General features: G+C 70.0%; 27 protein-coding genes and 1 tRNA gene. 15 read left to right on the plus strand and 13 right to left on the minus strand.

What is annotated here, in order from left to right; genetic code table 11:
• From ABTZ89_RS13135 to ABTZ89_RS13145, 3 genes are all read right to left on the minus strand, one after another.
• On the minus strand, positions 1-554 hold a 554-nt coding region (locus ABTZ89_RS13135), incomplete at its 3' end, for an ABC transporter permease (RefSeq protein WP_351043850.1).
• A 1-nt stretch (position 555) separates the two neighbouring features.
• The gene (locus ABTZ89_RS13140) at positions 556-2,169 is read right to left on the minus strand and encodes an ABC transporter substrate-binding protein (protein WP_351043853.1); all 1,614 of its coding nucleotides are present in this window, start codon (positions 2,167-2,169) and stop codon (positions 556-558) included.
• A 137-nt stretch (positions 2,170-2,306) separates the two neighbouring features.
• Positions 2,307-2,753 (minus strand): Lsr2 dimerization domain-containing protein, encoded by a 447-nt coding sequence (locus ABTZ89_RS13145; protein WP_270952288.1) that lies wholly within the window; start codon positions 2,751-2,753, stop codon positions 2,307-2,309.
• A 363-nt stretch (positions 2,754-3,116) separates the two neighbouring features.
• On the opposite strand from ABTZ89_RS13145, the gene ABTZ89_RS13150 reads away from it, so the two are divergent.
• A complete protein-coding gene (locus tag ABTZ89_RS13150; protein WP_270952289.1) occupies positions 3,117-3,461 on the plus strand; it encodes a histone-like nucleoid-structuring protein Lsr2 in 345 nt (114 codons plus the stop codon).
• A 109-nt stretch (positions 3,462-3,570) separates the two neighbouring features.
• Here ABTZ89_RS13150 and rbsK read toward each other — a convergent pair whose 3' ends face one another.
• Positions 3,571-4,470 carry a ribokinase gene (gene rbsK / locus ABTZ89_RS13155; RefSeq protein WP_351043858.1) on the minus strand — a complete coding sequence of 300 codons (900 nt, stop codon included), beginning with the start codon at positions 4,468-4,470 and terminating at the stop codon, positions 3,571-3,573.
• A 103-nt stretch (positions 4,471-4,573) separates the two neighbouring features.
• Here rbsK and ABTZ89_RS13160 point away from each other — a divergent pair, with 103 nt between their 5' ends.
• Complete coding sequence (locus tag ABTZ89_RS13160; RefSeq protein WP_270952291.1) at positions 4,574-5,644, plus strand: hypothetical protein; 1,071 nt, start codon at positions 4,574-4,576, stop codon at positions 5,642-5,644.
• Positions 5,645-5,755: 111 nt separating this feature from the next.
• Positions 5,756-6,577, plus strand: a complete 822-nt coding sequence (map, locus tag ABTZ89_RS13165; RefSeq protein WP_351043861.1) for a type I methionyl aminopeptidase — start codon at positions 5,756-5,758, stop codon at positions 6,575-6,577.
• 53 nt (positions 6,578-6,630) lie between these two features.
• On the opposite strand, the gene ABTZ89_RS13170 is transcribed toward map, so the two are convergent.
• The 4 genes from ABTZ89_RS13170 to ABTZ89_RS13185 form a co-directional block, all read right to left on the minus strand.
• On the minus strand, positions 6,631-7,503 hold the full coding sequence (locus ABTZ89_RS13170; RefSeq protein ID WP_351043864.1) for a spermine/spermidine synthase domain-containing protein: 873 nt from the start codon (positions 7,501-7,503) through the stop codon (positions 6,631-6,633).
• Positions 7,504-7,877: 374 nt separating this feature from the next.
• Complete coding sequence (speD, locus tag ABTZ89_RS13175) at positions 7,878-8,270, minus strand: adenosylmethionine decarboxylase (protein WP_270952296.1); 393 nt, start codon at positions 8,268-8,270, stop codon at positions 7,878-7,880.
• Positions 8,271-8,347: 77 nt separating this feature from the next.
• The gene (locus ABTZ89_RS13180; RefSeq protein ID WP_270952298.1) at positions 8,348-9,562 is read right to left on the minus strand and encodes a type III PLP-dependent enzyme; all 1,215 of its coding nucleotides are present in this window, start codon (positions 9,560-9,562) and stop codon (positions 8,348-8,350) included.
• A gap of 397 nt (positions 9,563-9,959) precedes the next feature.
• A complete protein-coding gene (locus tag ABTZ89_RS13185) occupies positions 9,960-11,468 on the minus strand; it encodes a PucR family transcriptional regulator (protein WP_351043868.1) in 1,509 nt (502 codons plus the stop codon).
• A 185-nt stretch (positions 11,469-11,653) separates the two neighbouring features.
• Here ABTZ89_RS13185 and ABTZ89_RS13190 point away from each other — a divergent pair, with 185 nt between their 5' ends.
• The 10 genes from ABTZ89_RS13190 to ABTZ89_RS13235 all read left to right on the plus strand — a co-directional run bounded on the left by ABTZ89_RS13190 (position 11,654) and on the right by ABTZ89_RS13235 (position 22,006).
• Entirely contained in the window at positions 11,654-12,523 is an 870-nt protein-coding gene (locus ABTZ89_RS13190; protein ID WP_351043871.1) for an FAD binding domain-containing protein, read from the plus strand.
• Positions 12,514-12,984, plus strand: a complete 471-nt coding sequence (locus ABTZ89_RS13195; RefSeq protein ID WP_270952302.1) for a (2Fe-2S)-binding protein — start codon at positions 12,514-12,516, stop codon at positions 12,982-12,984. Before ABTZ89_RS13190 ends, ABTZ89_RS13195 begins: the two co-directional genes overlap by 10 nt.
• 140 nt (positions 12,985-13,124) lie before the next feature.
• Complete coding sequence (locus tag ABTZ89_RS13200; RefSeq protein WP_351043898.1) at positions 13,125-14,462, plus strand: 8-oxoguanine deaminase; 1,338 nt, start codon at positions 13,125-13,127, stop codon at positions 14,460-14,462.
• 205 nt (positions 14,463-14,667) lie between these two features.
• Positions 14,668-16,971: a xanthine dehydrogenase subunit D gene (gene pucD / locus ABTZ89_RS13205; protein WP_270952303.1), complete on the plus strand. Its 2,304-nt coding sequence runs from the start codon at positions 14,668-14,670 to the stop codon at positions 16,969-16,971.
• A 175-nt stretch (positions 16,972-17,146) separates the two neighbouring features.
• Positions 17,147-17,635 carry a nucleoside deaminase gene (locus ABTZ89_RS13210; protein WP_270952304.1) on the plus strand — a complete coding sequence of 163 codons (489 nt, stop codon included), beginning with the start codon at positions 17,147-17,149 and terminating at the stop codon, positions 17,633-17,635.
• A 333-nt stretch (positions 17,636-17,968) separates the two neighbouring features.
• A complete protein-coding gene (locus ABTZ89_RS13215) occupies positions 17,969-19,411 on the plus strand; it encodes an NCS2 family permease (protein ID WP_351043876.1) in 1,443 nt (480 codons plus the stop codon).
• Between the two features lie 106 nt (positions 19,412-19,517).
• Positions 19,518-20,093, plus strand: coding sequence for a nucleotidyltransferase family protein (locus ABTZ89_RS13220; RefSeq protein ID WP_351043878.1), 576 nt, complete (start codon positions 19,518-19,520; stop codon positions 20,091-20,093).
• 100 nt (positions 20,094-20,193) lie between these two features.
• Positions 20,194-20,475, plus strand: a complete 282-nt coding sequence (locus ABTZ89_RS13225) for a hypothetical protein (protein ID WP_270952307.1) — start codon at positions 20,194-20,196, stop codon at positions 20,473-20,475.
• 109 nt (positions 20,476-20,584) lie between these two features.
• Positions 20,585-21,235, plus strand: a complete 651-nt coding sequence (locus tag ABTZ89_RS13230; protein WP_270952308.1) for a TetR/AcrR family transcriptional regulator — start codon at positions 20,585-20,587, stop codon at positions 21,233-21,235.
• Positions 21,236-21,289: 54 nt separating this feature from the next.
• Positions 21,290-22,006 carry an MOSC domain-containing protein gene (locus ABTZ89_RS13235; RefSeq protein ID WP_351043882.1) on the plus strand — a complete coding sequence of 239 codons (717 nt, stop codon included), beginning with the start codon at positions 21,290-21,292 and terminating at the stop codon, positions 22,004-22,006.
• Positions 22,007-22,087: 81 nt separating this feature from the next.
• On the opposite strand, the gene ABTZ89_RS13240 is transcribed toward ABTZ89_RS13235, so the two are convergent.
• Complete coding sequence (locus ABTZ89_RS13240; protein WP_270952310.1) at positions 22,088-22,309, minus strand: DUF3618 domain-containing protein; 222 nt, start codon at positions 22,307-22,309, stop codon at positions 22,088-22,090.
• 151 nt (positions 22,310-22,460) lie between these two features.
• On the opposite strand from ABTZ89_RS13240, the gene ABTZ89_RS13245 reads away from it, so the two are divergent.
• A tRNA-Leu gene (locus ABTZ89_RS13245) sits at positions 22,461-22,534 on the plus strand.
• Between the two features lie 154 nt (positions 22,535-22,688).
• On the opposite strand, the gene ABTZ89_RS13250 is transcribed toward ABTZ89_RS13245, so the two are convergent.
• The 4 genes from ABTZ89_RS13250 to ABTZ89_RS13265 form a co-directional block, all read right to left on the minus strand.
• The gene (locus tag ABTZ89_RS13250) at positions 22,689-23,081 is read right to left on the minus strand and encodes a type II toxin-antitoxin system VapC family toxin (RefSeq protein WP_351043886.1); all 393 of its coding nucleotides are present in this window, start codon (positions 23,079-23,081) and stop codon (positions 22,689-22,691) included.
• Positions 23,066-23,329 (minus strand): type II toxin-antitoxin system Phd/YefM family antitoxin, encoded by a 264-nt coding sequence (locus tag ABTZ89_RS13255; protein WP_270952312.1) that lies wholly within the window; start codon positions 23,327-23,329, stop codon positions 23,066-23,068. The genes ABTZ89_RS13250 and ABTZ89_RS13255 overlap by 16 nt, the downstream gene beginning before the upstream one ends.
• Positions 23,330-23,544: 215 nt before the next feature.
• On the minus strand, positions 23,545-23,988 hold the full coding sequence (locus ABTZ89_RS13260; RefSeq protein WP_351043889.1) for a hypothetical protein: 444 nt from the start codon (positions 23,986-23,988) through the stop codon (positions 23,545-23,547).
• Between the two features lie 87 nt (positions 23,989-24,075).
• Positions 24,076-24,957, minus strand: a complete 882-nt coding sequence (locus ABTZ89_RS13265) for a polysaccharide deacetylase family protein (RefSeq protein ID WP_351043892.1) — start codon at positions 24,955-24,957, stop codon at positions 24,076-24,078.
• Positions 24,958-25,019: 62 nt separating this feature from the next.
• Between ABTZ89_RS13265 and ABTZ89_RS13270 the strand changes: the two genes are divergently transcribed.
• The gene (locus ABTZ89_RS13270) at positions 25,020-25,334 is read left to right on the plus strand and encodes a MerR family transcriptional regulator (protein ID WP_351043895.1); all 315 of its coding nucleotides are present in this window, start codon (positions 25,020-25,022) and stop codon (positions 25,332-25,334) included.
• The last annotated feature ends 52 nt before the right edge of the window (positions 25,335-25,386 follow it).

Below are 25,386 nucleotides of genomic sequence, written 5' to 3' on the forward strand. Positions count from 1 at the left end.
GGCATGATCAGCCGTTCCAGGTTGCCCAGCGGTGACTCTGTGAACGGGACGAACCCCGAGGCGGGCAGCACGCCGAGGCCGACGGCGAAGACGAGCACGCACATCAGGCCGAGCCAGAAGTTCGGGATGGACAGGCCGAACAGCGACACCCCGTTGCCCAGCAAGTCCAGCGGTCCCCCTCGGCGGACCGCCGCGAGCACGCCGGTGGTCAGGCCGATCAGCGCGGCGAAAAGCATGCTCAGCAGCGCCAGTTCGAGGGTGACCGGCAGTCGGCTGAGGATGGTTTCGCCGATCGGCAGTCCGGTTTGCGCCGAGTCGCCGAAGTCGCCCTGCAGCGCGCGGCCGATCCAGGTCGCGTACTGCACGTAGATCGGTTCGTCGAGCAGGTACGACTGGCGGATCTGCTCGATCGCGGCGTCGTCGGCTTCCGCTCCGGCCAGCGCGACGGCCGGGTCGCCCGGGAGCGCGCGCAGGCCAGCGAACACGACGAGGGAAACGAGCACCAGCGTCACCAGGGACTGCAGGACGCGGTTGAGCGCGTAGCTGCGCAGCATCTCAACTCCCGGACTCGACGCGACCCGCGGTCTTCAGCCGCATGATCCCGTCGGGGTAGACCTCGACACCGGCCATGCCTTTGGTGTGCGCGGTGTAGTACTGCTGGCGGTAGAGGTAGATGACGTTGTTGCGCTGCTGCAGCTGCTGGACGACCTGCTCGTAGAGCTGGCGGCGGCGGTCGGTGTTCCGCTCGGCGGCGGCCTGCTCGATCAGCGCGTCGGTCTCCGGCGTCGAGTAGCCGCTGTAGTTCTGCGCGGCTCCCGCCTGGTGCATGACGGTGATGTTGCCGTCCGGGTCGGGGCGGCCGGACCAGCCGATCAGGAAGGTCTGGAAGCGGCCCTTCTTGCCCGCGGAGATGGCGCTGGTGGATTCGCTGGGCCGCAGCACCACGTCGAAACCGGCTTCGGCGGCCATGGCCTGGATGACCTGGCCGACGCGGCTGGTGGTGGAGTCGTTCTGCAGCAGCAGCTCGACGCGCAGCGGGGTCTGCACGCCCGCTTCGGCGAGCAGCCGGCGGGCGCGGTTCACGTCGTGCGGTGGGCAGGCCTGCGTTGCGGGAGTGGCGAATTCGCTGGTCGGCGGGATGGGGCCGCACGCCGGTTGGTAGAGGCCGTTGAAGGCGATGCGGTTGAGCGTGTTGCGGTCGATGGACAGCGACAGCGCTTCGCGCACTCGCGGGTCGTTGGCCAGCGGTCCGTCGACGTGGCCGGGTTTGCCGTCGACGTTGCCGATGTTGACGGTGATGCCCATGTACTGGATCGACGGCTGGTTGAGCAGCACCAGGTCGTCCTCGCGGGACACGATCGGCACGTCCGGCGGGCCGACCTCCCAGACCACGTCGAACTCGCCGGAGCGCAGGTTGGCGATGCGGATGTTGTCGTCGGAGACCGCCTTGTAGATCAGCCGGTCCAGCCGCACCCGGTCGCGGTCGTAGTAGAACTCGCTGCGCTGCAACACGATCCGGTCCTGGGCGACGCGTTCGACGAAGCGGAACGGGCCGACGCAGACCGGGTCGTCGGAGAAGTTCTCGCCGAGCTCGTCCAGCTTCGCCGGGGACATGATCATGCCCGCGCGGTCGGCGAGGACGGTGGGCAGCGGGGCGGAGGGCCGCTTGAGCTTCAGCCGCACGGTGGCCGGGTCGACGACCTCGACGGAGTCGATCGCGGTGAGCTCGGAGCGGCGCCCCGAGGACGGCAGTTCGCGGTGCCGGTCCAGGCTCTTCTTCACCGCTGCCGCGTCGAACTCGGTGCCGTCGTTGAACAGCACGCCGGGGCGCAGCGGGATGGTCAGCTCGCGGCCGTCCGGGGAGCTGCGCGGGAGTTCAGCGGCGAGCTGCGGAACGGCCCGACCGGCCGGGTCGACGTCGTAGAGCTTCTCGCACATGCTGCTGAAGACCTGCCGGCCGGCCAGCGTGGTGGCCAGCGTCGGGTCCAGCTTGTCCGGCTCCTGGTCCAGCGCGATGACGGCTTCGCCGCCGCGCACCGTGGGCGCCTGCACCGAAGATCGCAGCTGACCGGCGGTCTGCTCGACGTCGACCAGCGGACTGCACCCGGTCGCGCTCACCGCCAAGGCCAGCAGGACCACCGGGGCACAACGTCCGAACCGCGTCGTCACCGCGCCTCCCGCCGGCAAGAGGGGCAAAACGCGGAAACCGTATTAGTCTGTCGGTGCCGTGTCCACAGTCCGTGATCATTCCGGCACCGAAAGCCATCGGTGCGGCGGCGGTTCGCCGAACCGCCGCGCGGGCGCGATCAGTCGACGGCGGAGGAGAACAGCGGCAGCGAGACCGAGGGGGCCTGGGCCGGTTCCTTCGCCTCCACCTGCTCCGGCGGGGCCGGGTCGAAGCGCGGCTCGGATTCGACGACCTCGGGCTCCGGCTGCTCGGGCTGCTCGACGGCCTTCTTGTTGAGGGCCTCGCGGGTGCGCTGGGCGGCGCCGCGGATCTGCTCGGTCAGCTGCTTGTTGGCGCGCCGGGTCTGCTCCTCCTCGCGCTCCTGCTGACGAGCGGTGCGCGCGGGTGCCGGCTTCGGCTTGCGGGCCGCCTCGATGTACCGCGTGATGATCGCGCGCAACTCCTGCGCGTGCTCGTCGTTCAGGTCGATTTCGTACGTCACACCATCCAACGCGAAGGTAACGGTGTGGTTGGCTGGGGACCCGTCGATGTCGTCGACGAGTTCGACCTGAATCCGCTCGGCCATGATCACCTGTCTCGGGAACGTGCCCGCCTCGATCCGCGTGACTTGCAGGCAGGACCACTTCGGAGTCCCGCCCACGTTGTAGCACGTGGCATCTCAGTTGTCTCGTACTCAACCATAGAACAGCGGCCCCATCTGCCGATAACCGCCAGGCGGGTCGGTGTTGCGATCGTGCGGGTTGCGCGACGAACGCCGAACGCACCGTAACCGATCCGGGGCCAATCCGGGAAAGTAATGCATCGCACATCCGGAAAAACTCCGGCGGCGGGTGGAACATTCTTCGCGCGGTAGTTTATTGTTCGCTCGCTCTTCTCCGCACCTGCGGTGCGGAGAAGGAGGGGAATCGAGCCGGAATCGAGGGTTACCGTGGCGCAGAAAGTCACCGTTCAGCTCGTCGACGATGTCGACGGCACGCAAGCCGAGACCACCGTCGAGTTCGCCTTGGACGGGGTGAGCTACGCAATTGACCTGTCCGCGGACAATGCCGCGAAACTGCGCGACTCTCTGGCGTCTTTCGTGGCCAACGCCCGCAAGACGGGCGGCCGCAAGCGGACCGCCGCCAAGCCGGGCAAGGCGTCCAGCACTCCGAGCACCGCGGACCGGGAACGCAACCAGGCCATTCGCGAATGGGCCCGGAATCAGGGCATGCAGGTTTCCGACCGGGGCCGCATTCCGGCCGAGATCGTCGAGGCCTTCGACAACGCTCAGTGAGCGCCCGCACGGACGGCCGGTAAGAAGTCGGGACAAAACCGGCCGTCCGTGAATCGTCCGACGGCTCCTCGTGCCGAGCGCCGGACTCCACCATTTGAAGGCGCGTGCCTTATCGACCGGCCAGGAAGTCGGTGATTTCCGCTCGGGTCGGCATCGAACTGCTGGCGCCGTTGCGCTGCACCGACACCGCGGAGCCCGCCGAGGCCAGCCGCATCGCCTCGGGCATGTCGGCCCCCTCGCCCAGCGCCGCGCTCAGCACCCCGACGTAGGTGTCGCCGGCCGCCGTGGTGTCCACCGCGTCCACCGGGAAGCTCGGCACCTCCACCCGCTCGCCGTCGCGGTTGCCAAAGAGCGAACCGCGCGAACCCAGGGTGATCACCACTTCCGGGACCAGTTCGAGCAGCTTCGCCATCGCCCGTTCCGGATCGTCGTCGCCGGCCAGGATCGCCGCCTCGTGCTCGTTGGGCACCAGCAGGTCCACGTTCGCCAGGATGTCCTCGGACAGCTCCGCGGCGGGCGCCGGGGTGAGCACCACGCGCACCCCGTTGCGACGTCCCGCGGCTGCGGCCGCGGCCACGCCGGAGAACGGGATCTCCAGTTGCAGCAACAAGATCTGCGATCCGGCGATGATCTCCTCGTCGCCCGCCACCAGGCCGTCGACGGTGCCGTTGGCGGCCGGGATCACGATGATCGAGTTGCCGGCCTGGTCGTCCACCACGATGTGCGCGGTGCCGCTGCGCCCCGGCATCGTCCGCAGCCCCGCGACGTCCACATCGGACTTGCGCAGGACCTCGCGGATCTCGGTGCCGAACTCGTCCTCGCCGACCGCACCGATCATGTGCACCGCCGCACCCGCCTTCGCCGCGGCCAGCGCCTGGTTGGCGCCCTTGCCGCCCGGCACGGTGTGGAACTCCCGGCCGAGCACCGTCTCGCCGCGCTTCGGGGCGGTGCCCACGTACGCCACCAGGTCCATGTTGCAGCTGCCGAATACGGCCACAGTCGTCGTCACGTGGTTCATCATGGCTGATGAGGGACCCCCGACCGGCTGACGGGTCCGGGCCGCCCCGACGACGTACCATGCCGATCAACCGGCGAGGAGAGGGCGAGACGCGGTGGACTATGCGGTGACAGCGGAGCTCGGACCGCCGACCGGCGTGGTGGAGCTCGACCCGCTGCAGCAGGAGGGGATCGCGGCCGTGCTGGACCGCCACCTCGCGCTGGTCGAGGGGGTCTCGGGGCCGGGCGAATCCGACATCGACGTCCTGGACTACCGCATCACCGTGCATCCGGCCGGGGCCAGCGTGGTGCTGGCGCTCGACGCGCCGTCGCTGCTGGCCGCCGAGGACGCCGCCGCGTCGGTGCTCGACGAGCTGATCAGCGAGAGCGACGTGCTGGCGGGCTGGTCGGTCGCGCACTCGGAGGTGCGCATCACCGAGGACGAGTTCAACCTGCTGGCGGCCAGCGACGGGTCCGACGTGGTCGACGAGCTGGAAGCCGCCGTCGAGGAGGCGTTGGAGACCTCGGCTGAGCCGGCCATGGACGTCGAGCAGTGGCGGAGCCGGTTCCTCGGGCTCGCGCCGCGGCTGCGGGCCTTCGGTCCGGACGCGTTCGGCGCCGAGGGCGAGGCCGTGGCGCTGGCGGCCGGGGCGTTGGTCCACGCGGTCCGGGTGGTCACCGACGAGGTCTTCTACGACGAGCTGGCGCTGGCGGTGAACAACGCGACGGTCGCCGACGCGGTCGGCCTGCTGGTCCTGGAGGAGCTGCCGCCCTGCTACGACCACCGCTACGACGCGTTCTTCGCCCGCGCTTTCGTGCTGGCCTCGACGCCGGTCGCGGAGCGGCTGACCGGCACGTCGTGGACGCCGCCGCGCTCGGTGGCCGAGGAGCTGGCGCTGCGGTTGTTCATCAACGAGGCCCGGGTGGCCCTGGAGGCCGCTGAGCTGATGACCTGGGACGACAGCGAGTCGGTGTTCGCGGTGTTCACCGAGCGGGCGTTCGGCGGTCTCGACCACGACGAGCTGTACGAGGTCGACCTGCCGCTGGCCGGCGAGGTGGAGCCGGAGACGGCGGCGCAGGTCGCGAAGGTGGAGGCGGAGCTGCACTCCCGCGGGCTGGCGTTCGACCAGTGGTTCTCGCCGCGCGACGGGAACCCGGCCCAGCACCCCTACCTCGACTCGCTCTGAGCTTGTTTTCGCAGTTCAGCGATGCCCTGCGCCGGCGAGTGGTATTTCTATACCGCCCGGTGCTAGTGTCGCGGTATTCTTATACCGGCACCAATCGCACGCGAGGTATCCGTGATCGAGCTGAAGACGCCCACCGAGGTCCAGCGCATGCACGTCACCGGCCGTTTCGTGGCCGACGTGCTCACCGAGGTCGGCCGGCTCGCCGACGTGGGCGTCAACCTGATGGACCTCGAGCACCACGTGCGCGGCATGATCCGGCAGCGCGGCGCCGAGTCCTGCTACTGGGACTACTCGCCGTCCTTCGGCAAGGGCCCGTTCCGCAACGTCATCTGCCTGTCCGTCAACGACGCGGTCCTGCACGGCCTGCCGCACGACTACGTGCTGCAGGACGGCGACGTGCTCACCGCCGACATCGCGGTCAGCGTCGACGGCTGGTCGGCCGACTCGGCGCGCACGGTCATCGTCGGCACCCCCGCCCAGGAGGACCAGCGGCTCGTCCGGGCCACCGAAGAAGCGCTGGAAGCGGCGATCTCGGCCTCCCGCGCGGGCAACAAGCTGGGCGACATCTCGGCGGCCATCTGGGAGGTGGCCCGCAGCTACGGCTACCCGGTCAACACCGAGTTCGGCGGGCACGGCATCGGCCGCACCATGCACGAGGAGCCGCACGTGCCGAACCGCGGCAAGGCCGGACGCGGCATCGAGCTGCGACCGGGCATGACCCTCGCGCTCGAACCGTGGTTCGCCCGCACAACCGACCAGATCGCGTTCGACCCCGACGGCTGGACGATCCGCTCCGCCGACGGCTCGCGCACGGCCCACTCCGAGCACACCGTGGCCATCACCGAGGACGAGGCGCTGGTGCTCACCCGACGCGAAGAACCCGTTGCGGCAGAAGGCACTTCCACCAGCGGGAAGTCCACAGAGGACTCCTGAGATGCGAGAAGGGCGCCCCGACACACCGGTCGGAGCGCCCTTCTGCGTTGGTGTCAGCCCTGGTTGCGGACCGAGTACGGCGCGACGGTGGCGCCGATGATGGTCGCCTCGTCGATCGTCTGCGGGCGGTAGGACGACTTCGGGAACGACTCGAGCAGCACGTTCGTCGGGTCGTCGATCGGCTCCACGCGACCGAAGATGAACGCCCACTCGTGCTCGTCGGAACCGAAGTAGGCCACCGTCTCGAACGCCGAGTTGAACCGGTTGTAGGCGCGGATCAGCGTCTCGTTGCGCCACACCGTCGGGCAACCCGCCTGGAACGCGACCACACCACCCGCCGACAGCACCGACTGGCAGCGCTGGATGAACTCCATGCCGTACAGCCGGTTGTGCTGCCCGTCCTCGTCGTCGGCCCGCTCGTCCGGCAGGTCGACGACCACGATGTCGTAGCCCTCCGGCGGCGCCTGGTCGAGGAAGCCCCACCCGTCGGCGAAGTGCAGCTTGATCGGCCCGTCGCCCCGCTCGGCGGCGGCCACGTCCTCGGGGGTGTAGCCGTAGGGCAGGTGCTCCGCGCACTTGCGCACGCACAGCTCGTCGATGTCCACGTGGTCCACGCGGGTCGCCCCGGCGGCCACCGACATCTGGCTGGCCACGCCCTCGCTGGAGCCGATGATCAGCACCCGCTCCACCTGCGCGGCCAGCAGGAACGCCGGCACCATCATCGCTTCGTGGTAGACCAGCTGGGAGAACTCGGTGCTCTGCCGGTCGTCGTCGCAGAACAGCGAGACGCCCTGGCTGGTGCGACCGATCACGACGTGCTGGTAGGGCGTGTCGCCCTCCCACAGCACCTCGTCGACCTTCCACAGGCGCTCCATGCCGGCGCCCACGGGTTCCTTGATCCACCGGTGCCCGTCGAGCTCGATCAACGGTGCTCCTCCTCGTTCTGGGTATTCCAGGCTCATTTTGCGTGGCGGTGCGAGTAGCGGAACCTCAGACGCCGTCTAGGCTCCGGGAGCCCGTTTTTATGTATGGCCAATACACGGCAAACGGGCTGTCCTCGCCAGACGACGTCTGAGAACCCGCGGCGGTGCAAGCGCCGAGGGTGGGCTATGCGCCTGGCGGCGCATGCGACCCTCGCCGCGCGGTGCCGGCCATGCGTCGCAGTAACTGTTTACCGCTGGAAGCGGCTCGCCGCTTGCCTGACGATGGCTGGTTCGCGCGTGGGCCGCGCTGCTCATCCGCAGGTTCTGACGGGTCCTGACCAGCTCAACTTCTTGCTGATTCCGCTGGTCGTGGATGCTCAGCTGTGGGTTTCGTAGTCGTGGCCGCGTTGGATGGTCTGGACGTTCTGCGCTTGCGGGCGCAGGGCGTCGGCCAGCAGTTGGACCGCCAGCTCCGGCTTCGCGGTGTGCCCGCAGGTGAAGACGTCGATGAAGATCGAGCCGTCCTCCGGGTACGTGTGCAGCGAAGCGTGGGACTCCGACAGCAGCGCCAGCACCGTGACGCCCTGCGGCTCGAACCGCTTGGCGATCATCTGGCACACCGTGGCGTGCGACTGGCTCAACGCGTTGTGCAGGGTCTCGCGCAGGAACTGCTCGTCGTCCAGCAGTTCCGGATCCACGCCCTCCAGCTCGGCGAGGACATGCTGGCCGGTGAACAAACCGACCGGTGGCGTTCCGGTGTCAACGGACATCTATCGACCTCCCATCGTTTCGCAGAATTTCTGGTGCTTCACGTCTTCCCCGACCCGCTCGCCGGCGAATCCGGACATCACGGCTGCTGATCGCCGTCGACGCAGTACGTGGGCAGCGGGGTGAACCCGTTGAAGCTCACGGAGGAGTAGCTCGCGGTGTAGGCACCTGCGCTGAGCAGGTCGACCCAGTCGCCGCCACGCAGCGTGCGCGGCAGCTCGTAGCGGGTCCGCTGGTACAGCACGTCGTCGCCGTCGCAGGTCGGACCGGCCAGCACGACCGGGCCGACCTCGTCGCCGTCGCGGGAGGTGCGCAGCCGGTAGGTGATGGCCTCGCCCTCGGTCTCGGCCAGCCCGTTGTAGCGGCCGATGTCCAGGTAGACCCAGCGGGATTCGCCGTCGCTGGAGTCGGTGACCAGCACCACCTCGCTGCGCAGCACGCCCGCGTCGGCGGCGATGAACCGGCCGGGTTCGATCAGCAGCTCCGGGCGCTCGGCGCCGAAGTGCTGGTCCAGCGACTGCTCGATGCGGCGCACGTAGTCGGCCAGCGGCGGCGCGGACTCGGTGTAGGCAGCGGGCAGTCCACCACCGAGGTTCACCATCCGCAGCTGCACGCCGCGCTCGGCGCAGGCGGCGAAAACCTCGCTGGCAGCGCTGATCCCGTGCTCCCAGGCGTCGGGCTCGAGCTGCTGGGATCCAATGTGGAACGAAACACCATAGGCGTCCAGACCGAGTTCGTTCGCCCGCGTCAGCAGTTCCACCGCCGTTTCGGGCGGGCAGCCGAACTTGCGGCCGAACGGGGTCCGGGATCCGGTGTTGTCCACCAGGACCCGGCAGAACACCTGCGAACCCGGCGCGACCTCGGCGATGTTGACCAGGTCGGCGGCGCTGTCCGTGGCGAACAGCCGGACGCCCTGCTCGTGGGCGCGGGCGATGTCGCGGCGCTTCTTGATCGTGTTGCCGTAGGAGATCGACTCCGGCGCCGCGCCCCTGGCCAGGCACAGGTCGATCTCGCCGGGGCTCGCGACGTCGAAGGAGGAACCGAGGCCGACGAGCGCGCCGACCACTTCAGGGGTGGGATTGGCCTTGACCGCGTAGCAGATGCGAGCGTCGGGCAGGGCGGTCCGCAACTGCCGGTAGCGGTTGCGCACCTGCGCCAGATCCACGACCAGGCAAGGGGTTTCAGGTCGTTGCCGGTCCAGGAACTGCTGGATCGCATCCGGAGTTGCGCCGGTCTGCTGCGCGGTGCCGCTGGGGCGGTCCGTCACACCGGTGGTGGCGGACAGATCGGTCAATCCCGGTACCTCCGTCTCGGAATGCTGGGGTTGGGGTTTTGGCCGGGCCGAATGCCCGCCGAGGGCGGGTGCCCGTGGAGCTCAACTGCGACCAAGAACCGTACCGCGCTCACGGAGAGATTTCGAACCGTGCCCACCTGTTCCCCCGGAAAGCCGAACGCGGTGTGAGCACACCCACGAATTGCTGGCCGGGACGTTGCGTTGCGTGTCCGAACACCGACGTCACGTGATCCGCCGCCGGGCTGTTTCGCCGACGAAATCGACGTGTTCACCCGACGGGCACGTCGCATTCGCGAGGAATTGTCCGTGGCGGCGGTCACGGGAAACCGCAGTTTCAATTGAAACTGTGATCCGCCGTGGCCGGAGTCCGCAGTTTCAATGGAAACTGCGGTCGAGCTCAGGTCGAGGTGGGGTGGTCGAGCTCCAGGGCCAGGTAGAAGTCCACTCTGGACGGGAACTCGGACAGGTCCCGCCCGGTGATCTCCTCCACGCGCTGGATCCGGTAGCGCAGCGTGTTCACGTGGACGTGGAGCTGCTTGGCGCAGCGGGACCACGATCCCGAGCAATCCAGGAACGTCCGCAGGGTGCGGACCAGCTCCGAGTGGTGCGCGTCGTCGTAGGCGATCAGGTCGGCCAGCAGGCGTTCGCGGTAGGAGCGGCGCAGCTCGTCCGGGGTCGAGGCGAGGAGCACTTCGTGCGACGCCAGCTCCGCCGCCGCGACCACCTCCGCCCGGCCACGCCTGCGCTGAGCGAGGCGCAGCGCGTAGCCGGCCTCCTCCAGGGTGCCGCGCAGCGCGGTGGCCCGGGTGATGTCGCTGACGCCGACCGCCAGGTTCCGCCCCTCCAAGCACGGTTCGACGTCACCGGCGATCCGGCCGAGCTGGGCGTCCAGCTGAACCAGGTGCGCTTCGTCGCCGACGAACAGCGCGGTCGCGCTGCCGCCCAGCGACGCGGTCACCGAGGCCATGCCGGTGGCGGCCGCGATCTCGCGCAGCAGCGTCGTGGATTCCACCGGGTCGCCGATGTCGAGCGCGACCGCGCGCAACGGCTCCCCCGTCGGCAGTCCGGCCGTCTCCAGCCGGGCGGCGACCTCCTCCGGGCTGGACGTCCCGTCGAGCAGGCGCCGCAGGGCCGCCTCCACCGAGCGCCCCGCGATGCTCCGAGCTTCGTCGACCCGCGCGCGCAGCAGGGCCACCACGGTGCCGAGGTCGGTGGCGATGGCCACCCGCTCCGCGTCCCAGTCGTCGAAGGCACCCCTGGCGAGCACGAACCAGCGAGCGGCCCGCGGGTCGACGTCGGACTCCACCGGCCACAGCACGTGCACGTCGTCGTCCGATCGGACGGTGTTGGGCAGGCGGCCGGTCGCGAACTCGCGCAGCGCCGCGCAGCGGGCGGCATCGGGCAGTTCGGCGGTTCCGCCGACGACCCAGCCCGCCGCGGACAGCACCCAGCAGTCCGCGCCCAGCTCGTCGGCCGCCATCCGCAGCGCCTGGTCCAGGTCCGCGCCCGCGGCCACCGCGGCGACCAGCTCCCGGCGCGGGGCGGAGCGGCGTTGGACGCGGTCGGCGAGCGTGTTGAAGCTGACCGTCAGGGGTACTTCGACGATCGGCAGGTCGTGGCTGCGGCAGGCCTCGACCAGGTCCGGCGGGGCGTGCCCGAGGCGCGCCGTCCCGGCGGCCAGCGCGGCCACCCCGGCGTCGACCAGCGCGGACACGAACCGCTCGGAATCGTCCGGTCCGCTGTGCCACATCAGGCCGCTGAGCACCAGCTCCCCTCCGCCGAGGTAGCGGCGCGGGTCGATCAGGTCGGTGATGTAGACGCCCCGGACCTGCCGGTCCACCTGGTCGGCGCCGTGCAGCAGCACCAGCCCGAGCTCCGGATCGGAGAGGAGATCGCCCAGCAGCACCCGCACACCCCTGACACGGCCCCGCTGCCCCCGGCGGCAGCGGTCGGCAGCACGTATTTGGAGAAACATACAACTCGCGCTCGCCACCCGGAAGGCTTTTTCGGGGTTTCCGCCGCTAGTCAGCGCGCACCACCCGGCTGTGTACTGACTCACACCTTTTCACCGGCCGTGACTAGGAGTTCACCGTGGATTTCCTCCGCCCCGCGACGTGGCGGGAAGCGCTCGAGGCCAAGGCAGCGCACCCCGACGCGACACCCATCGCCGGCGGCACCGACGTGATGGTCGAGATCAACTTCGACCACCGGCGTCCCGACGTGCTGCTGGACCTGACCGGCGTCCCCGAGCTGACCGGCTGGTCGGAAGCCGACGGCGCGCTGCGCATCGGCGCCGGGCTGCCCTACTCCCGCCTGATCGACGAGCTCGGCGAGCGGGTGCCCGGCCTGGCCATCGCCAGCCGCACGGTCGGCTCGCCGCAGATCCGCAACCGCGGCACGCTCGGCGGCAACCTCGGCTCCGCCTCCCCCGCCGGGGACGGCCACCCGCCGCTGCTGGCCTCCGACGCGCAGATCGAGGTCGAGTCGGTGCGCGGCACCCGGCTGATCCCGGCCGCGGAGTTCTACACCGGGGTCAAGCGCAACGCGCTGGCCGCCGACGAGCTGATCTCCGCGGTGCGCATCGCCCCGGCGACCGGACCGCAGCAGTTCTCCAAGGTCGGCACCCGCAACGCGATGGTCATCGCGGTGTGCACCTTCGCCATCGCCCTGCACCCCGAGCAGCAGCGGGTCGGCACCGGGCTCGGCTCGGCCGCCCCGACGCCGCGGCGGGCGACCGACGCCGAGGAGTTCCTGTCCGCCGAGCTCGACTGGGCGGGGCGGCGACCGCTGGAGGACTCGGTGGCCCGCCGCTTCGGCGAGCTGGTCGCGCAGGCCTCCTCCCCCATCGACGACGTGCGCGGGACCGCCGACTACCGCCGCCACGCACTGGCCGTGATGGCCCGCCGGACCCTGTCCTGGGTTTGGCAAGAGCACTGTTCCGGGAGGCAGGAATGCGCCTGAAGTTCACCGTCAACGGACAGCCGCACGAGGCCGACGACGTGTGGGAGGGCGAGAGCCTGCTGTACGTCCTGCGCGAGCGGCTCGGCCTGCCCGGGTCGAAGAACGCCTGCGAGCAGGGCGAATGCGGTTCCTGCACGGTCTACCTCGACGGTGTGCCGGCCTGCGCGTGCCTGGTGGCCGCGGGGCAGGCCGAAGGCCGCGAGGTGCGGACCGTCGAGGGCCTGGCCGACGGCGAGAAGCTGGACCCGGTCCAGGAGGCGTTCGTCGAAGCGGGCGCCGTGCAGTGCGGTTTCTGCACGCCGGGCCTGCTGGTGCAGACCCACGACCTGCTCGAGCGCAAGCCGAAGCCCTCCGACGCGGAGATCCGCGAGTCGCTGGCCGGGAACCTGTGCCGCTGCACCGGCTACGAGAAGATCATGGACGCCGTCCGCCTCGCCGCCCAGCGGAAAGCGCGGACATGAACAGCCCTGTGTCAACCCGAGTTCTGCGCAACCGCACCTCAGGGGACCGTGACGCAACCCAGCCACAAGAAACCGCGAATCGCGAGGTTGGTCCCGAACGCAACCACCACTGCGAATCGCGGAGAGGCGGTACTGTCGTCATCGAAGGCGGCGCCGTGGCCACTGTGGACGACTCGGGCACCGAGTTCGTCGAGGGCCACGTCGTCGTGGAGGGCGACCGCATCCTCTCGGTCGGCCCCGGCTCCGCACCACCGCAAGAGGGCGCGGTGCGGCGCATCGATGCGTCCGGCTGCCTGGTCACGCCCGGACTGATCAACACCCACCACCACCTGTACCAGTGGGCCACCCGCGGTTACGCCGCCGACGCGACGCTGTTCGGCTGGCTGACCGAGCTCTACCCGGTGTGGGCCGGGATCGACGAGGAGATCACCCACGCCGCGGCGTCGGCCGGCCTGGCCCGGATGGCGCTGTCGGGCTGCACCACCGCGGCCGACCACCACTACGTCTTCCCGCGCAGCGGTGGCGACGTGTTCGGCGCCGTGGTCAGCGCCGCGGAGCGGGTCGGGGTCCGGCTGCACGCGGTGCGCGGCTCGATGGACCGCGGTCGCGCGCACGGCGGGCTGCCACCGGACTCCGTGGTCGAGTCCCTCGACGAGGCGCTGTCCGGCACGCAGGACGCCATCGACCGGTTCCACGACCCGTCGCCCGGTGCTCGGGTGCAGGTCGCGGTCGGGCCCTGCTCGCCGTTCTCGGTCAGCACCCAGCTGATGCGCGAGGCCGCGGAACTGGCCCGCCGCAACGGAGTCCGGCTGCACACCCACCTCGCCGAAACGCTCGACGAGGAGGAGCAGTGCCGGGCCGAGTTCGGCCGGACGCCGGTCGAGTACGCCGACGACCTGGGCTGGCTCGGCCCGGACGTGTGGCTGGCGCACACGATCCACCTGTCCGAGAAGGGCATCTCTCGGCTCGGCGAAACCGGCACCGGGGCGGCGCACTGCCCCAGCTCCAACGGCCGGCTCGGCGCCGGGATCGCACCGGTGCGTCCGATGCTGGACGCCGGTGCCCCCGTCGGGCTGGGGGTCGACGGGGTCGCCTCCAACGAGGCGGGTGGGCTCGGCGAGGAGATGCGGCAGGCGCTGCTGACGGCGCGCGCCCGCTATGGGCCGCAGGCCCTGTCGGTGCGCGATGCGCTGTGGCTGGCCACCCGCGGCGGTGCGCGCTGCCTCGGCCGCGACGGCGAGCTCGGCTCGCTGGAGCCCGGCAAGCTCGCCGACATCGCGATCTGGCAACTGCGCGACCTGGACCACGCGGGCATCGCCGATCCGGTGGCCGCGCTGGTGCTCGGTCAGCTGCCGAAGCTGGAACGGCTGCTGCGCGGCGGCTCCGTCGTCGTCGACGACGGCCGGCTGATGTCGGTCCCCGACCTCACAGCAGAACTCACCGCGGCCAGCACCCGGCTCCGGGAGGTGGCGCCATGACCACCGCGCACCCGGCGCTCCGCCGTCCGGACCGGTCCCCGGGTTCCGTCCCCGGCCACGCAAATTCCATTGAAATCAGACGTCCAATTTCCATTGAAATTGCGCGCGCCCGACACGCCGTGGGATCACAGTTTCAATTGAAACTGCGGTTCCCCTTCGCAGCAGAAAGCACTGATCGGGTCACGGGAACACCGGAGGTGTCCGCATGAGCAGCCACTCGCCTGCTCGCAGTCCGCAGGAGCTCAACGACGCCATCGGCGGGGGCATCGGCGAATCGCCGCTGCGGCCCGACGGCACCATCAAGGTGCGCGGCGAGTTCGCCTACTCCTCCGACCTGTGGGCCGAAGACATGCTGTGGGGCGCCACGCTGCGCAGCCCGCACCCGCACGCGCGGATCCGGTCCATCGACTTCGGCGCGGCGATGGCCATGGCCGGGGTGCAGACGGTGCTCACCGCCGAGGACGTGCCCGGCGACAACTGCTTCGGCCTGAAGTACGCCGACCAGCCGGTGCTGGCCTCCGACGTGGTGCGCTACGTCGGCGAAGCCGTGGCGCTGGTGGCCGCCGATCACCCGGAGACCGCGCGGCGCGCGCTGGAGAAGATCGTCGTCGAGTACGAGGTGCTGGAGCCGGTGCTCGACGCCGAGCGCGTCGCGCACGACGAGGCGCTGCCGAAGCTGCACCCGGACGGCAACGTGGTGCGGCACCAGAAGATCGTCAAGGGCGATCCGCACGCGAAGGCCGACGTGGTCGTCTCCGGCGTCTACACGGTCGGCATGCAGGACCAGGCGTTCCTCGGCCCGGAATCCGGGCTGGCCATCCCCGCCGAGGACGGCGGCGTCGACCTGTACCTGGCCACCCAGGACCTGCACTCCGACCTGCGGCAGACCGCGCGGGCGCTCGGGCTGCCGCCGGAGAAGGTGCGGATGACCATGTCCGGCGTCGGCGGCGCGTTCGGCGGCCGGGAGGACCTGTCCATCCAGGTGCACGTCTGCATGCTGGCGCTGCACCTGGGCAAACCGGTGAAGATGGTCTACAACCGCGAGGAGTCGTTCTACGGCCACGTGCACCGGCACCCGGCCAAGATGTACTACGAGCACGGCGCGACCCGCGACGGCGAGCTCGTCTACGTCAAGGCGCGGCAGTACTTCGACGGCGGCGCGTACGCCTCGAAGACGCCGGTCGTCGTCGGAAACGGCACCACGCTCGGCGCCGGGCCGTACAAGGTGCCCAACGTCGACGTCGAGGGCTGGGGCGTCTACACCAACAACCCGCCGTGCGGTGCGATGCGCGGACTGGGCGCGGTGCAGCCGACTTTCGCCTACGAGTCCCAGATGGACAAGCTCGCCGACGCGCTCGGCATGGACCCCGTCGACCTGCGCATCCGCAACGCCATCGAGCAGGGCGACTCGATCCCGACCGGGCAGGTGCTGGACTACCCGGCGCCGGTCGCCGAGCTGCTGGAACGGGTGCGCGCGCTGCCGATGCCGGAGGAGCGCACCGGGCCGGTCGACATCCGGAACCTGCCGGGCGGCGCGTCGAACACCACGCACGGCGAAGGCGTGGTGCGCGGCGTCGGCTACGGCGTGACGATCAAGAACATCTGCTACGCCGAAGGCGCCGACGACTTCTCCACCGCGCGGGTCCGGCTGCAGGTCATCGGTGGTGAACCGGCCGCGATGGTGCACACCGCGGCCGCCGAGGTCGGCCAGGGCCTGGTGACCGTGCAGCAGCAGATCGCGCGGTCCGAGCTCGGCGTCGAGCGGGTCACCATCCACCCGAACGACACCAGCGTCGGCCCGGCCGGCTCCAGCTCCGCCTCGCGGCAGACGCTGGTGACCGGCAGCGCGGTCAAGGCCGCCTGCGAGGCGGTGCGCGACGAGGTGTTCGCGCTGGCCGCGCAGCGCTACGACGTGGATCCGGCGGAGCTGTCGCTGCACGGCGGGAAGATCACCTCGGAGACCCGCGGCGTGCTGGCCGATCTCGTGGAGGTGCTCGGCGACGACGTCGTCGAGCAGACCCGCGAGTACCACCACCGCGAGACGTTCCCGCTGGACGAGCAGGGCCGCAGCGATCGGGTGCACGTCCAGCACGCGTTCTCCGCGCACCGCGCGGTGGTCGACGTCGACCTGGACCTCGGGCTGGTCAAGGTGGTGCAGCTGGCCTGCTCCCAGGACGTCGGCAAGGCGATCAACCCGGACGCGGTGATCGGCCAGATCCAGGGCGGCTCCACGCAGGGCATGGGTTTGGCGGTGATGGAGGAGATCAAGGTCGTCGACGGCCGGATCCGCAACCCGTCCTTCACCGACTACCTGATCCCGACCATCCTCGACACCCCGCCCATGGAGATCGACGTCGTCGAGCGCGCCGACCCGAACGCGGCCTACGGGGTCCGCGGCGTCGGTGAACCGCCGACGATCTCCACCACCCCGGCGGTGGTCGCCGCGATCCGAGCGGCCACCGGCAAGGAACTGCCGCACACCCCGGTGGCACCCGAACACATCATCTGAACACCCGAAAGCCGCTGCGGCGGCGGGGCCGGGCCCGCCGCCGCAGCACCCCCTCCAGAACTGTCTCCGGTGGTCGTTTTGCATAGCGGTGCCAGCGCCGGGGTGGGCTATTCGCCTGGCGGCGAATCAAAACAAAAAATCAAAGGCAAGCACACAGAGATCTAGGAGTACGACAATGTCCGTGGACGTCGCGACGAGCGCCGAGCAGGACTGGATGGCGCAGGCCATCGATCTGGCCACCACCAACGTCGCCGCTGGTGGCGGGCCGTTCGGCGCACTGGTCGTGCGGGACGGCGAGGTCATCGCCACCGGGACCAACAAGGTGACCGTCGACCTCGATCCGACCGCGCACGCCGAGGTCACCGCGATCCGCAACGCCTGCCGCGCGCTGGGCACCTTCAAGCTGGACGGCTGCGTGCTGGTGACCTCCTGCGAGCCGTGCCCGATGTGCTTGGCCTCCGCGCTGTGGGCGCGGGTGGACCGGGTGCTGTTCGCCGCCGACCGCGACGACGCCGCCGACGCGGGATTCGACGACCGGGCCTTCTACGACGTGTTCGAGGACTCGGGCACCGCATCGCCGGCCCCGGTGGACCGGGTGGTGATGCCCAACCGCAACGCGGCCTTCGACGCCTGGCGCGGCAAGACCGACCGCATCGACTACTGACCGCTCCCGCCGCGGTGGTCTGAATTCGGAACCCCACTGCGGCCTCCCGGAATTCCGCCCGATTTCCCGGGAATTCCGCTAGTTCCCGGCACCACCAGCCCTGCGGTTCCGATCGCGACGACCGGGTCGCTCCGGAACCCCGCGGGTCAGCTCAGCCGACCCGCCGTTGAAAACACCACCGCGACAGCGGAAACCATTCGACAAACGCCCCACAGCTAATTCGGCGGCATTCCCGCCGGGCCTTCCCCTGCCCGGAAAACCCCGCCGAAGGAAACAGTCCGGGCGGCGCAGAACGCGCCGCACGGGGGCGCCCACCGGCATGGGAGGACTCATATGACCCAGCAGCTGCAACCGGAAAGAACCGATCCGGACCCGTCCATAGTGGACAGATTTTTCCGCATCGGCATCCGCGGCTCCACGATCTCCCGCGAACTGCGCGGCGGTCTCACCACGTTCGTCGCGATGGCCTACATCGTGATGCTCAACCCGCTCATCCTCGGCTCGTCCGCCGACGCCACCGGAGCACAGCTCACCTCAGAGCAGCTGACCACCGCCACGGCGGCGACCGCCGGCGTGATGACCATCGTGATGGGCCTGGTCGGCAACGCCCCGCTGGCCCTGGCCTCCGGGCTCGGCGTCAACGCGGTGGTCGCCTTCACCATCGCCCCGGCGATGACCTGGGCCCAAGCGTTCGGGCTGGTGGTGCTCGAGGGCATCGTCATCATCGTCCTGGCGGTCAGCGGCATCCGGGAGAAGATCATCAACGCCATCCCGGCGCCGCTCAAGACCGCGCTGACCGTCGGCATCGGCCTCTACATCGCGCTGATCGGCCTGGTCAGCGCCGGGTTCGTGACCCGCAAGCCGGACGCGGCCGAGACCACCGTGCCGGTCCAGATGGGCCAGGGAACCGAGGGGCACCTGGTCGGCCTGCCCATCGCGATCTTCTGCCTGAGCCTGCTGCTGATGCTGGTGCTGCTGGCCCGCAAGGTCCCCGGCGCGATCCTGATCGGCATCGCCGTCAGCACCGTCGTCGCGATCGCGGCCAACGCCGCCTTCGGCATCGCGCCGAAGCAGTGGGGCACGATCGTGCCGGAGCTGCCCGACCACGTCATCGGCAGTCCGGACTTCAGCATGTTCGGCCAGGTCGACCTGTTCGGCGGGTTCGCCGCGGCCGGCGGCATCGCGGCCACCGTCTTCCTGTTCACCCTGGTGCTGTCCGGGTTCTTCGACGCCATGGGCACCATCACCAGCGTCTCCTCGGAGGCCGGGCTGGTGAAGAACGGCAAGGTCGAGGGCATGGGCCGGATCCTGGCCGTCGACGGCGTCGCCGCCGCGGCCGGTGGTCTGACCGGTGCGTCGCCGAACACCGTGTTCCTGGAGTCGGCCACCGGTGTCGCCGAAGGCGCGCGCACCGGGCTGGCCAGCGTCGTCACGGGTCTCCTGTTCTGCGCGACGCTGCTGTTCACCCCGCTCGCCGCCGTGGTGCCCGCCCAGGCCGCCGCGCCCGCGCTGGTGATCGTCGGCGCGCTGATGATGTCCCAGGTCCGCCACATCCCCTGGGACGACCCGGAGTACGTCATCCCGGCGTTCCTGACCATCGCGGTCATCCCGTTCACCTACATGATCACCAACGGCATCGGCGCCGGTCTGATCGCCTACGCCCTGATCAAGGTGGCCCGGGGCAAGGTCCGCGAGATCGGCTGGCTGGTCGGCGGCCTCGCCCTGGTCTTCGCCGCCTACTTCGGAATCGAAGGCATCGAAGCCCTCGTCGAGTGATCCGTTCCGCGATGCAGGACGCCTTCAGGAAGCCTGGAGGCGTCCTTCGTCGTTCACCGGATCAGGTGGAATCGGGTGTTCTGGTGGGGTGGGTAGCGTGGGTGCGATGAGGGTTGCGGGCGTGGTTCTGGCGGCTGGGGCCGGGCGGCGGTTCGGGATGCCCAAGGCGCTGGTCGAGCACCGGGGTTCGCTGCTCGTGGATCGGGCCGCTCGGGTGCTCGCCGAGGGCGGGTGCTCACCGGTCGTCGTGGTGCTCGGTGCCGCCGCGGACGAGGTGCGCGAGCAGGCTGAGCTGGCCGGGGTCTCGGTGGTGGTGAACCCCGACTGGGACAGCGGGATGGGGTCCTCGCTGCGGGTCGGAATCGATGCGCTGACCAGCACTGATGCCGATGCGGCCGTGGTGCTCCCGGTCGACATGCCGGGGATCGGGGCCGAGGCCGTGCGGCGGGTCGCCGAGCTGGCCGGACCGTCCGCCCTCGCCGCCGCCGCGCACGACGGGAGGCGGAGCCACCCGGTGCTGCTCGGGCGGGAGCACTGGGCCGGGGCCCGGGCCTCCGCGACCGGGGACGCCGGGGCCCGCGGATACCTGCGGGACCGCGAGGTGGTGCTGGTCCCGTGCGACGACGTGTCCGCCGGATTCGACGTGGACCGTCCCGAGGACCTGCCCGCCGACGGCACGTAGAGTCGACGGCCCCACGCGTGACCGGTCCGGAAACCTCCGTCATCGCTCCCGGACCTCGACGTCACACCAGCGCCCACGAGAGCCAGAGCCGGAGGCGTCCATGGCAAGCGGACACATCACCGCCAACTACCTGCCCGAAGGTGACGACTGGCTGGTCACCGTCACCACCGGCACCGACGAGCGCAGCGCCCGCGCACCGGGCCTCATCGCCGCGCGCGACCAGGCCGACCAGCTCATCGAGCAGCTCGCGCCCAGCGCGGTCGGCCGGATCGTGATCCACCTGCTCGACGGCGACGGCTTCGCCTTCACCACCGCATACCTGCAGGCCCGGCACGGGGTGTCCGCCGAACCGGCCGCCGGCACGGCGAAGCGGAGCGGCTGAGGCTCGCGGGACGATCCGGACCCGTGCACAGTGGACCCACGAGCTCGGCCCGCTCACCAGGGCACGCGCAGATCGTGAACCAAAACGACGACCCGGCTCGGAGCTTAAGATGGCGGTCGTGAACGCGCCGACGAGCAGTGCCCGCGAGGAGGAGCAGGTGTCCAGCGCTGAGCAGGCCCGGCCGACCAGCGGCCGGGGACGGCCGCGGGACGCCTCCCGCGACGCCGCGCTGCGCCAGGCCGCGATGGAAGTCCTCTCCCAGGTCGGCTACCGGGCGCTGACCATGGATGCCGTCGCCGCGCACGCGCGGGCCGGCAAGGCCACCATCTACCGGCGCTGGGACTCCAAGCTGGACCTGGTCATCGACACCTGCACCCAGCTGGTCCAGCGCAACATCCCGGAACCGGACCGGGGCTCCATCCGGGACGACCTCGGCGACTTCCTGCGCAGCTTCGCCTCGTTCCTCACCGGCCCGGTCGGCAAGGCCGCCCAGGCGCTGGTCGGCGAGCTGCCGCACGAGCCGGAGCTGGCCGCCGCGTTCCGCGAGTCCTTCCTGCTGCCGCAGCGCGACGTCCTGCGCCGCCTCATCGAACGCGGAGTGCAGCGCGGCGAGATCCGCCCGGACGCCCCCATCGACACGGTCGTCGAGATCACCGGGGCCTGCCTGATCTACCGGCTGATGCTCACCGACGAGCCCCTCGACACCGGATTCGTGGACCGCCTGGTCACCGAAGCCCTGATGCCCCTCCTGCACGGCTGATCCACTCCCCGTCCCGAGATAGGGTGAAGCCCGGACTCGGGAACGGAGGATCGCGTGGCGCGGGGAACGGTTTCAGAGCTCACACGGTGGCCGGTGAAGTCGTTGCGCGGTGAACCGGTCCGGGCCGCCCGGTTCGACGACCGCGGCATGGCGGGAGACCGGGCTTACGCCCTGCGCGACGAACGCCCGAAGCGCGCGGGCAAGGTGCTGACCGTCCGGCAGAACCCGGGCATGCTCAGCTGGGGCGCCACCTACGGCGAAACCACCGACCCGGCGGAACCACCGCAGCTGCGCGCCCCCGACGGCACGACCTGGACCTGGGAAGACCCGAAGCTCGGCGACGCGCTCGCCGACTCCTTCGGCATCCCGCTGAGCCTGCGAGCCGCCGACGGCCAGCAGGACCGCGGCCCGACAGTGCTCGTCACCTTCGAAGCATCGCGCACCGGACTCGGCGAAGAACTGGGCGTCGAAGTCGACCTGCGCCGGTTCCGCACGAACCTGCACATCGACGCGGACCTGCCCGCCTTCGCCGAAGAGCAGTGGGAAACCGGAGCGACGATCACCGCGGGCGACGTGGAACTGGAAGTCACCGGCGAGAACGCCGGGCCGTGCATCCGCTGCGCGGTGCCGAGCTGGGACGCCGAAGGCCGGGAGCGCTGGCGAGACCTGCAAACCCACCTGATCGACCGCCACGACAACAAGTTCGGCGTCATCATGCGAGTCACCAAGCCCGGCGAGATCCGCCTCGGCGACCCGGTCACGACGAGATGAACCCTGCCGGGAACACCTGGCAGGGTTCGGGGGAAGTGCGGTGGAAACCCGCGGGCCCTCGGCGAAGAAGGCCCACGGGTCTCACCGGAACAGCTTGCGCACCACCACGACGGCGACCAGGGCACCAACCCCGATCAACGCGTAGCGCACCCGCGGATCGTTGAGCTTCTCCTGCACGCTGGCCTTGCCGGCCTCGACGAACCGCTGCGGGTTCGCCTTGACGCTCAGCTCGTCCAGAGTGTTGGCCAGCGCTTCACGCGCCTGCTCGATGTCGCGCTCGATGGCGTCCGGATCACGAGCCACGTGTCCTCCTCACCCTTCACCTGGCTGCTGACCACCGTAGAGCACCGGCGAACCGGCACCGCACCAGCGGTTGGCGTGTCGCGCGCGGTGCTGGAACGGACACACCCCGCCGACCAAGATCGCACCACGCGTTAGGCTGGGCAGCACGACGGGGGCCGTAGCCCAATTGGCAGAGGCACTAGGTTTAGGTCCTAGCCAGTGAGGGTTCGAGTCCCTCCGGCCCCACGAGGCGGCTCACGCTGCTCATCGACCTGCGGTCGATTTCGCCGGTGCCCGCCTTTTCCCTTGCGGGGGCCGAGCCCCCGCAGACCCCCACGGTGCGGTGGTCACCTTTCGTCGGCTCCGCACCCGTCGTTCGTTCCCGACCCGCTCCCGGACCTCAGGCTTCGTCGATCTCGATGAAGTCTTGGAGAGGGATGAAGTCCTTGATGTTTCGGGTGTAGAGGCGGGCGTCGTGGGCATGGGCGGTTGCCGCGATCAAAAGATCCATTGTGCGAGCGCGCGGTTTTCTGCCCGATCTAGCTACTGCGGCGGCGAGTTCGCCGTAACTCGCCGCAACCGCGTCGTCGACCGGCAGCGGATCAAATCGTTTGGCGAGAGCGGACAGACGACGGAGCCGGTCGGCTCTCGCCTGCTCGTCCTTGGCGATCAGCACACCGAAATGGAGCTCGGCCATAGTCGCGGCGCTGATTGCCAATTCGCCGGGGATGGGCGCCGCGTCGGCGGCGATGACGATGCTGGTGTCAAGGATTGCCCTCACGTTTCGCCCCATGGGTCGCGAAGCTGCTGGTCAATGAGATCGCGGTCCGTTTCCCAGCCACGATCCGGGGCGCCCACGAAGATGTCGGCAATCTCATCGAAGCTCTGCCAACGCCGGGGGCCTGCGATCGGCACCAGTCGCGCACTCGGACGACCGGCGACGGTGATGGTGATCTCGTCGCCCGCTTCGACTTGGCGGACGAGGTCAGAGGCGTGTTGCCGCAGTTCACGCAGTCCGACCGTTGTGGCGTCTGCTGTCATGAGTTCCATGGTAGCGCAAGTGCTACATCAGCGTCTCGGGTAGCGGGCCGGCCCGATCCTGACACCTGCCGACGAGGCGCTATCCATAGGCCGACGCCAAGCATCGAACCTTCTGCTTGCGCCTGACCAGCACATCTGCAGGATTTCGAGCATCGCTCCTGCAGGGAGTCGTGCGCGGGCGGCCGTTCGGGGTGGCCGCCCGCGCACGGTGGTGGTCAGGCGTTGATCGTGATGCGGTGGGCGACGCCCTCGTGCTTCTCGGGCAGCTGCATTCCCTTGACCGTCACCTTCTTGCCCTGGGTGAGCTGGTCGGCCGCGACCGGCTTGCCCGCCTCGTCCCGCACGGTCGCCTTCTTCGGGACCGCGAAGGTGATCTCCTGCTGCTTGCCGTCCTTGGCCTTGCCCGCCACGGTGATGAGCTGGACGTCGTGGCCCCGGACCTTCTTCGTCCCGACCTTCGTGATCGTGCCGGTGAGCTCGACGTGCTGGCCCTTGTGCCGGTGGTGCTGGCCCTCGTGCGGGTGCTGGGCCTGCTGCTGGGCGGCGGGCTGCTGCGGGGCGTCGGTCGTCGCCGCGTTGGCGGCGGAGCCGAAGGCCATGGCAGGGAGCAGTGCGATGCCTGCGACGAGTCCGGCGCGGCGGGCAGTCTTGCTGATCATGGATTTCCTCTCCGATCTTCGGGGTGACCGGTCCGTCGGTGACCGGTGATCGCAGGCTGCCCACGCCGGCTGGGAGGTTCGTGCGGCCTAGCTGGGACGAACCTGGGAATCCGCGCGCAGGTAGTGCTCGGCGATCTCGTCGCTGGTGGTCAGCCAGACGTCGGGCTGCGCGGCGAGGTACTCCAGGGCCTGGTCCAGGTACTTGTGGCGGAACGGCTGGCCGATCACGAACGGGTGCAAGGCCAGCGCCATCACCCGGCCGCTGTGCTCGGAGTCGTCGCGCAGCTGCTCGTACTGGTCCTTGACCATCCGCAGGAAGTCCGGACCGGTGAGGCCCCGGCCGAACAGGATCAGGTCGTTGAGCTCGACCGAGTACGGGACGCTGAGCATGCCGGGCACGTTCAGGCGGTACGGCTGGTCGTCGTTCGTCCAGTCCAGGACGTAGTCCAGGCCGAGCTCGGCGAGCAGCGACGGGGTGTTGAAGGTCTCGGTCAGCCCAGGCCCCATCCAGCCGCGCGGCTGCTGGCCCGTCGCCGCGCGGATGGTGTCGACGATGTCGGTGAGGACGTCGCGTTCTTCGTCCAGGCCCATGTCGGTGTGCAGGATCGAGTTGGTCCGCCCGTGCGCGAGCCAGGCCCAGTTCCGCTCCAGACCGGCCTTGATGATCTGGGGGTAGTGCTCGGCGACGTCGGAGTTAAGCAGCGCGCTCGCCCGGATGCCGTGGCGGTCCAGGCTCTCGATGGTGCGCCAGATGCCGACCCGGACGCCGTAGTCGCGCCAGCCGTGGTTGAGGGCGTTGGGCACCAGGTTCGCCGCGCCGGGCCAGATGCTGGTGGACGGGCGGCCGACGAGGAAGTGCTCGATGTTGAGCCCGACGTAGGCGGCGACCCTGGCGCCACCGGGCCAGGTGATCTTCGGGCGCTCGGTGATCGGGCTGTAGTCGAAGGGGATGCTCTCGGTGTTCGTCATGCCGGCACGGTAAGAGTTAACATCGATGTCAGGTTCAAGTCCGGATTCACCCGGGGGTCGAGATGCGGATCGGTGAGCTCGCCCGGCGCACCGGGGTCAGCGAGCGGTCGCTGCGCTACTACGAGCAGCAGGGACTGCTCGCGGCGGACCGCACGCCCGGCGGCCAGCGCGACTACCCGGAGCGGGCCGTGGACCGGGTGATCCGCATCCAGGAGCTGTTCGCGGCGGGCCTGCACAGCAAGAAGATCGCGCAGCTGCTGCCGTGCATGCGGGACGCCGACGGCAGGCCGTCCGAGATCGCCACGCCGAAGCTGGTCGCCGAGCTCTCCGCCGAGCCGCCCTTGCTGGCCCCGGTGGTGATCCACTGGTGCTGGTAGACCGTGCGCAGCGCGGTGATCACCCGGTGCTGGTCGGTGGCGGCCTGCCAGA

The sequence above is a fragment of the Saccharopolyspora sp. NPDC002686 genome, from assembly GCF_040295745.1.
GTDB lineage: Bacteria > Actinomycetota > Actinomycetes > Mycobacteriales > Pseudonocardiaceae > Saccharopolyspora > Saccharopolyspora oryzae.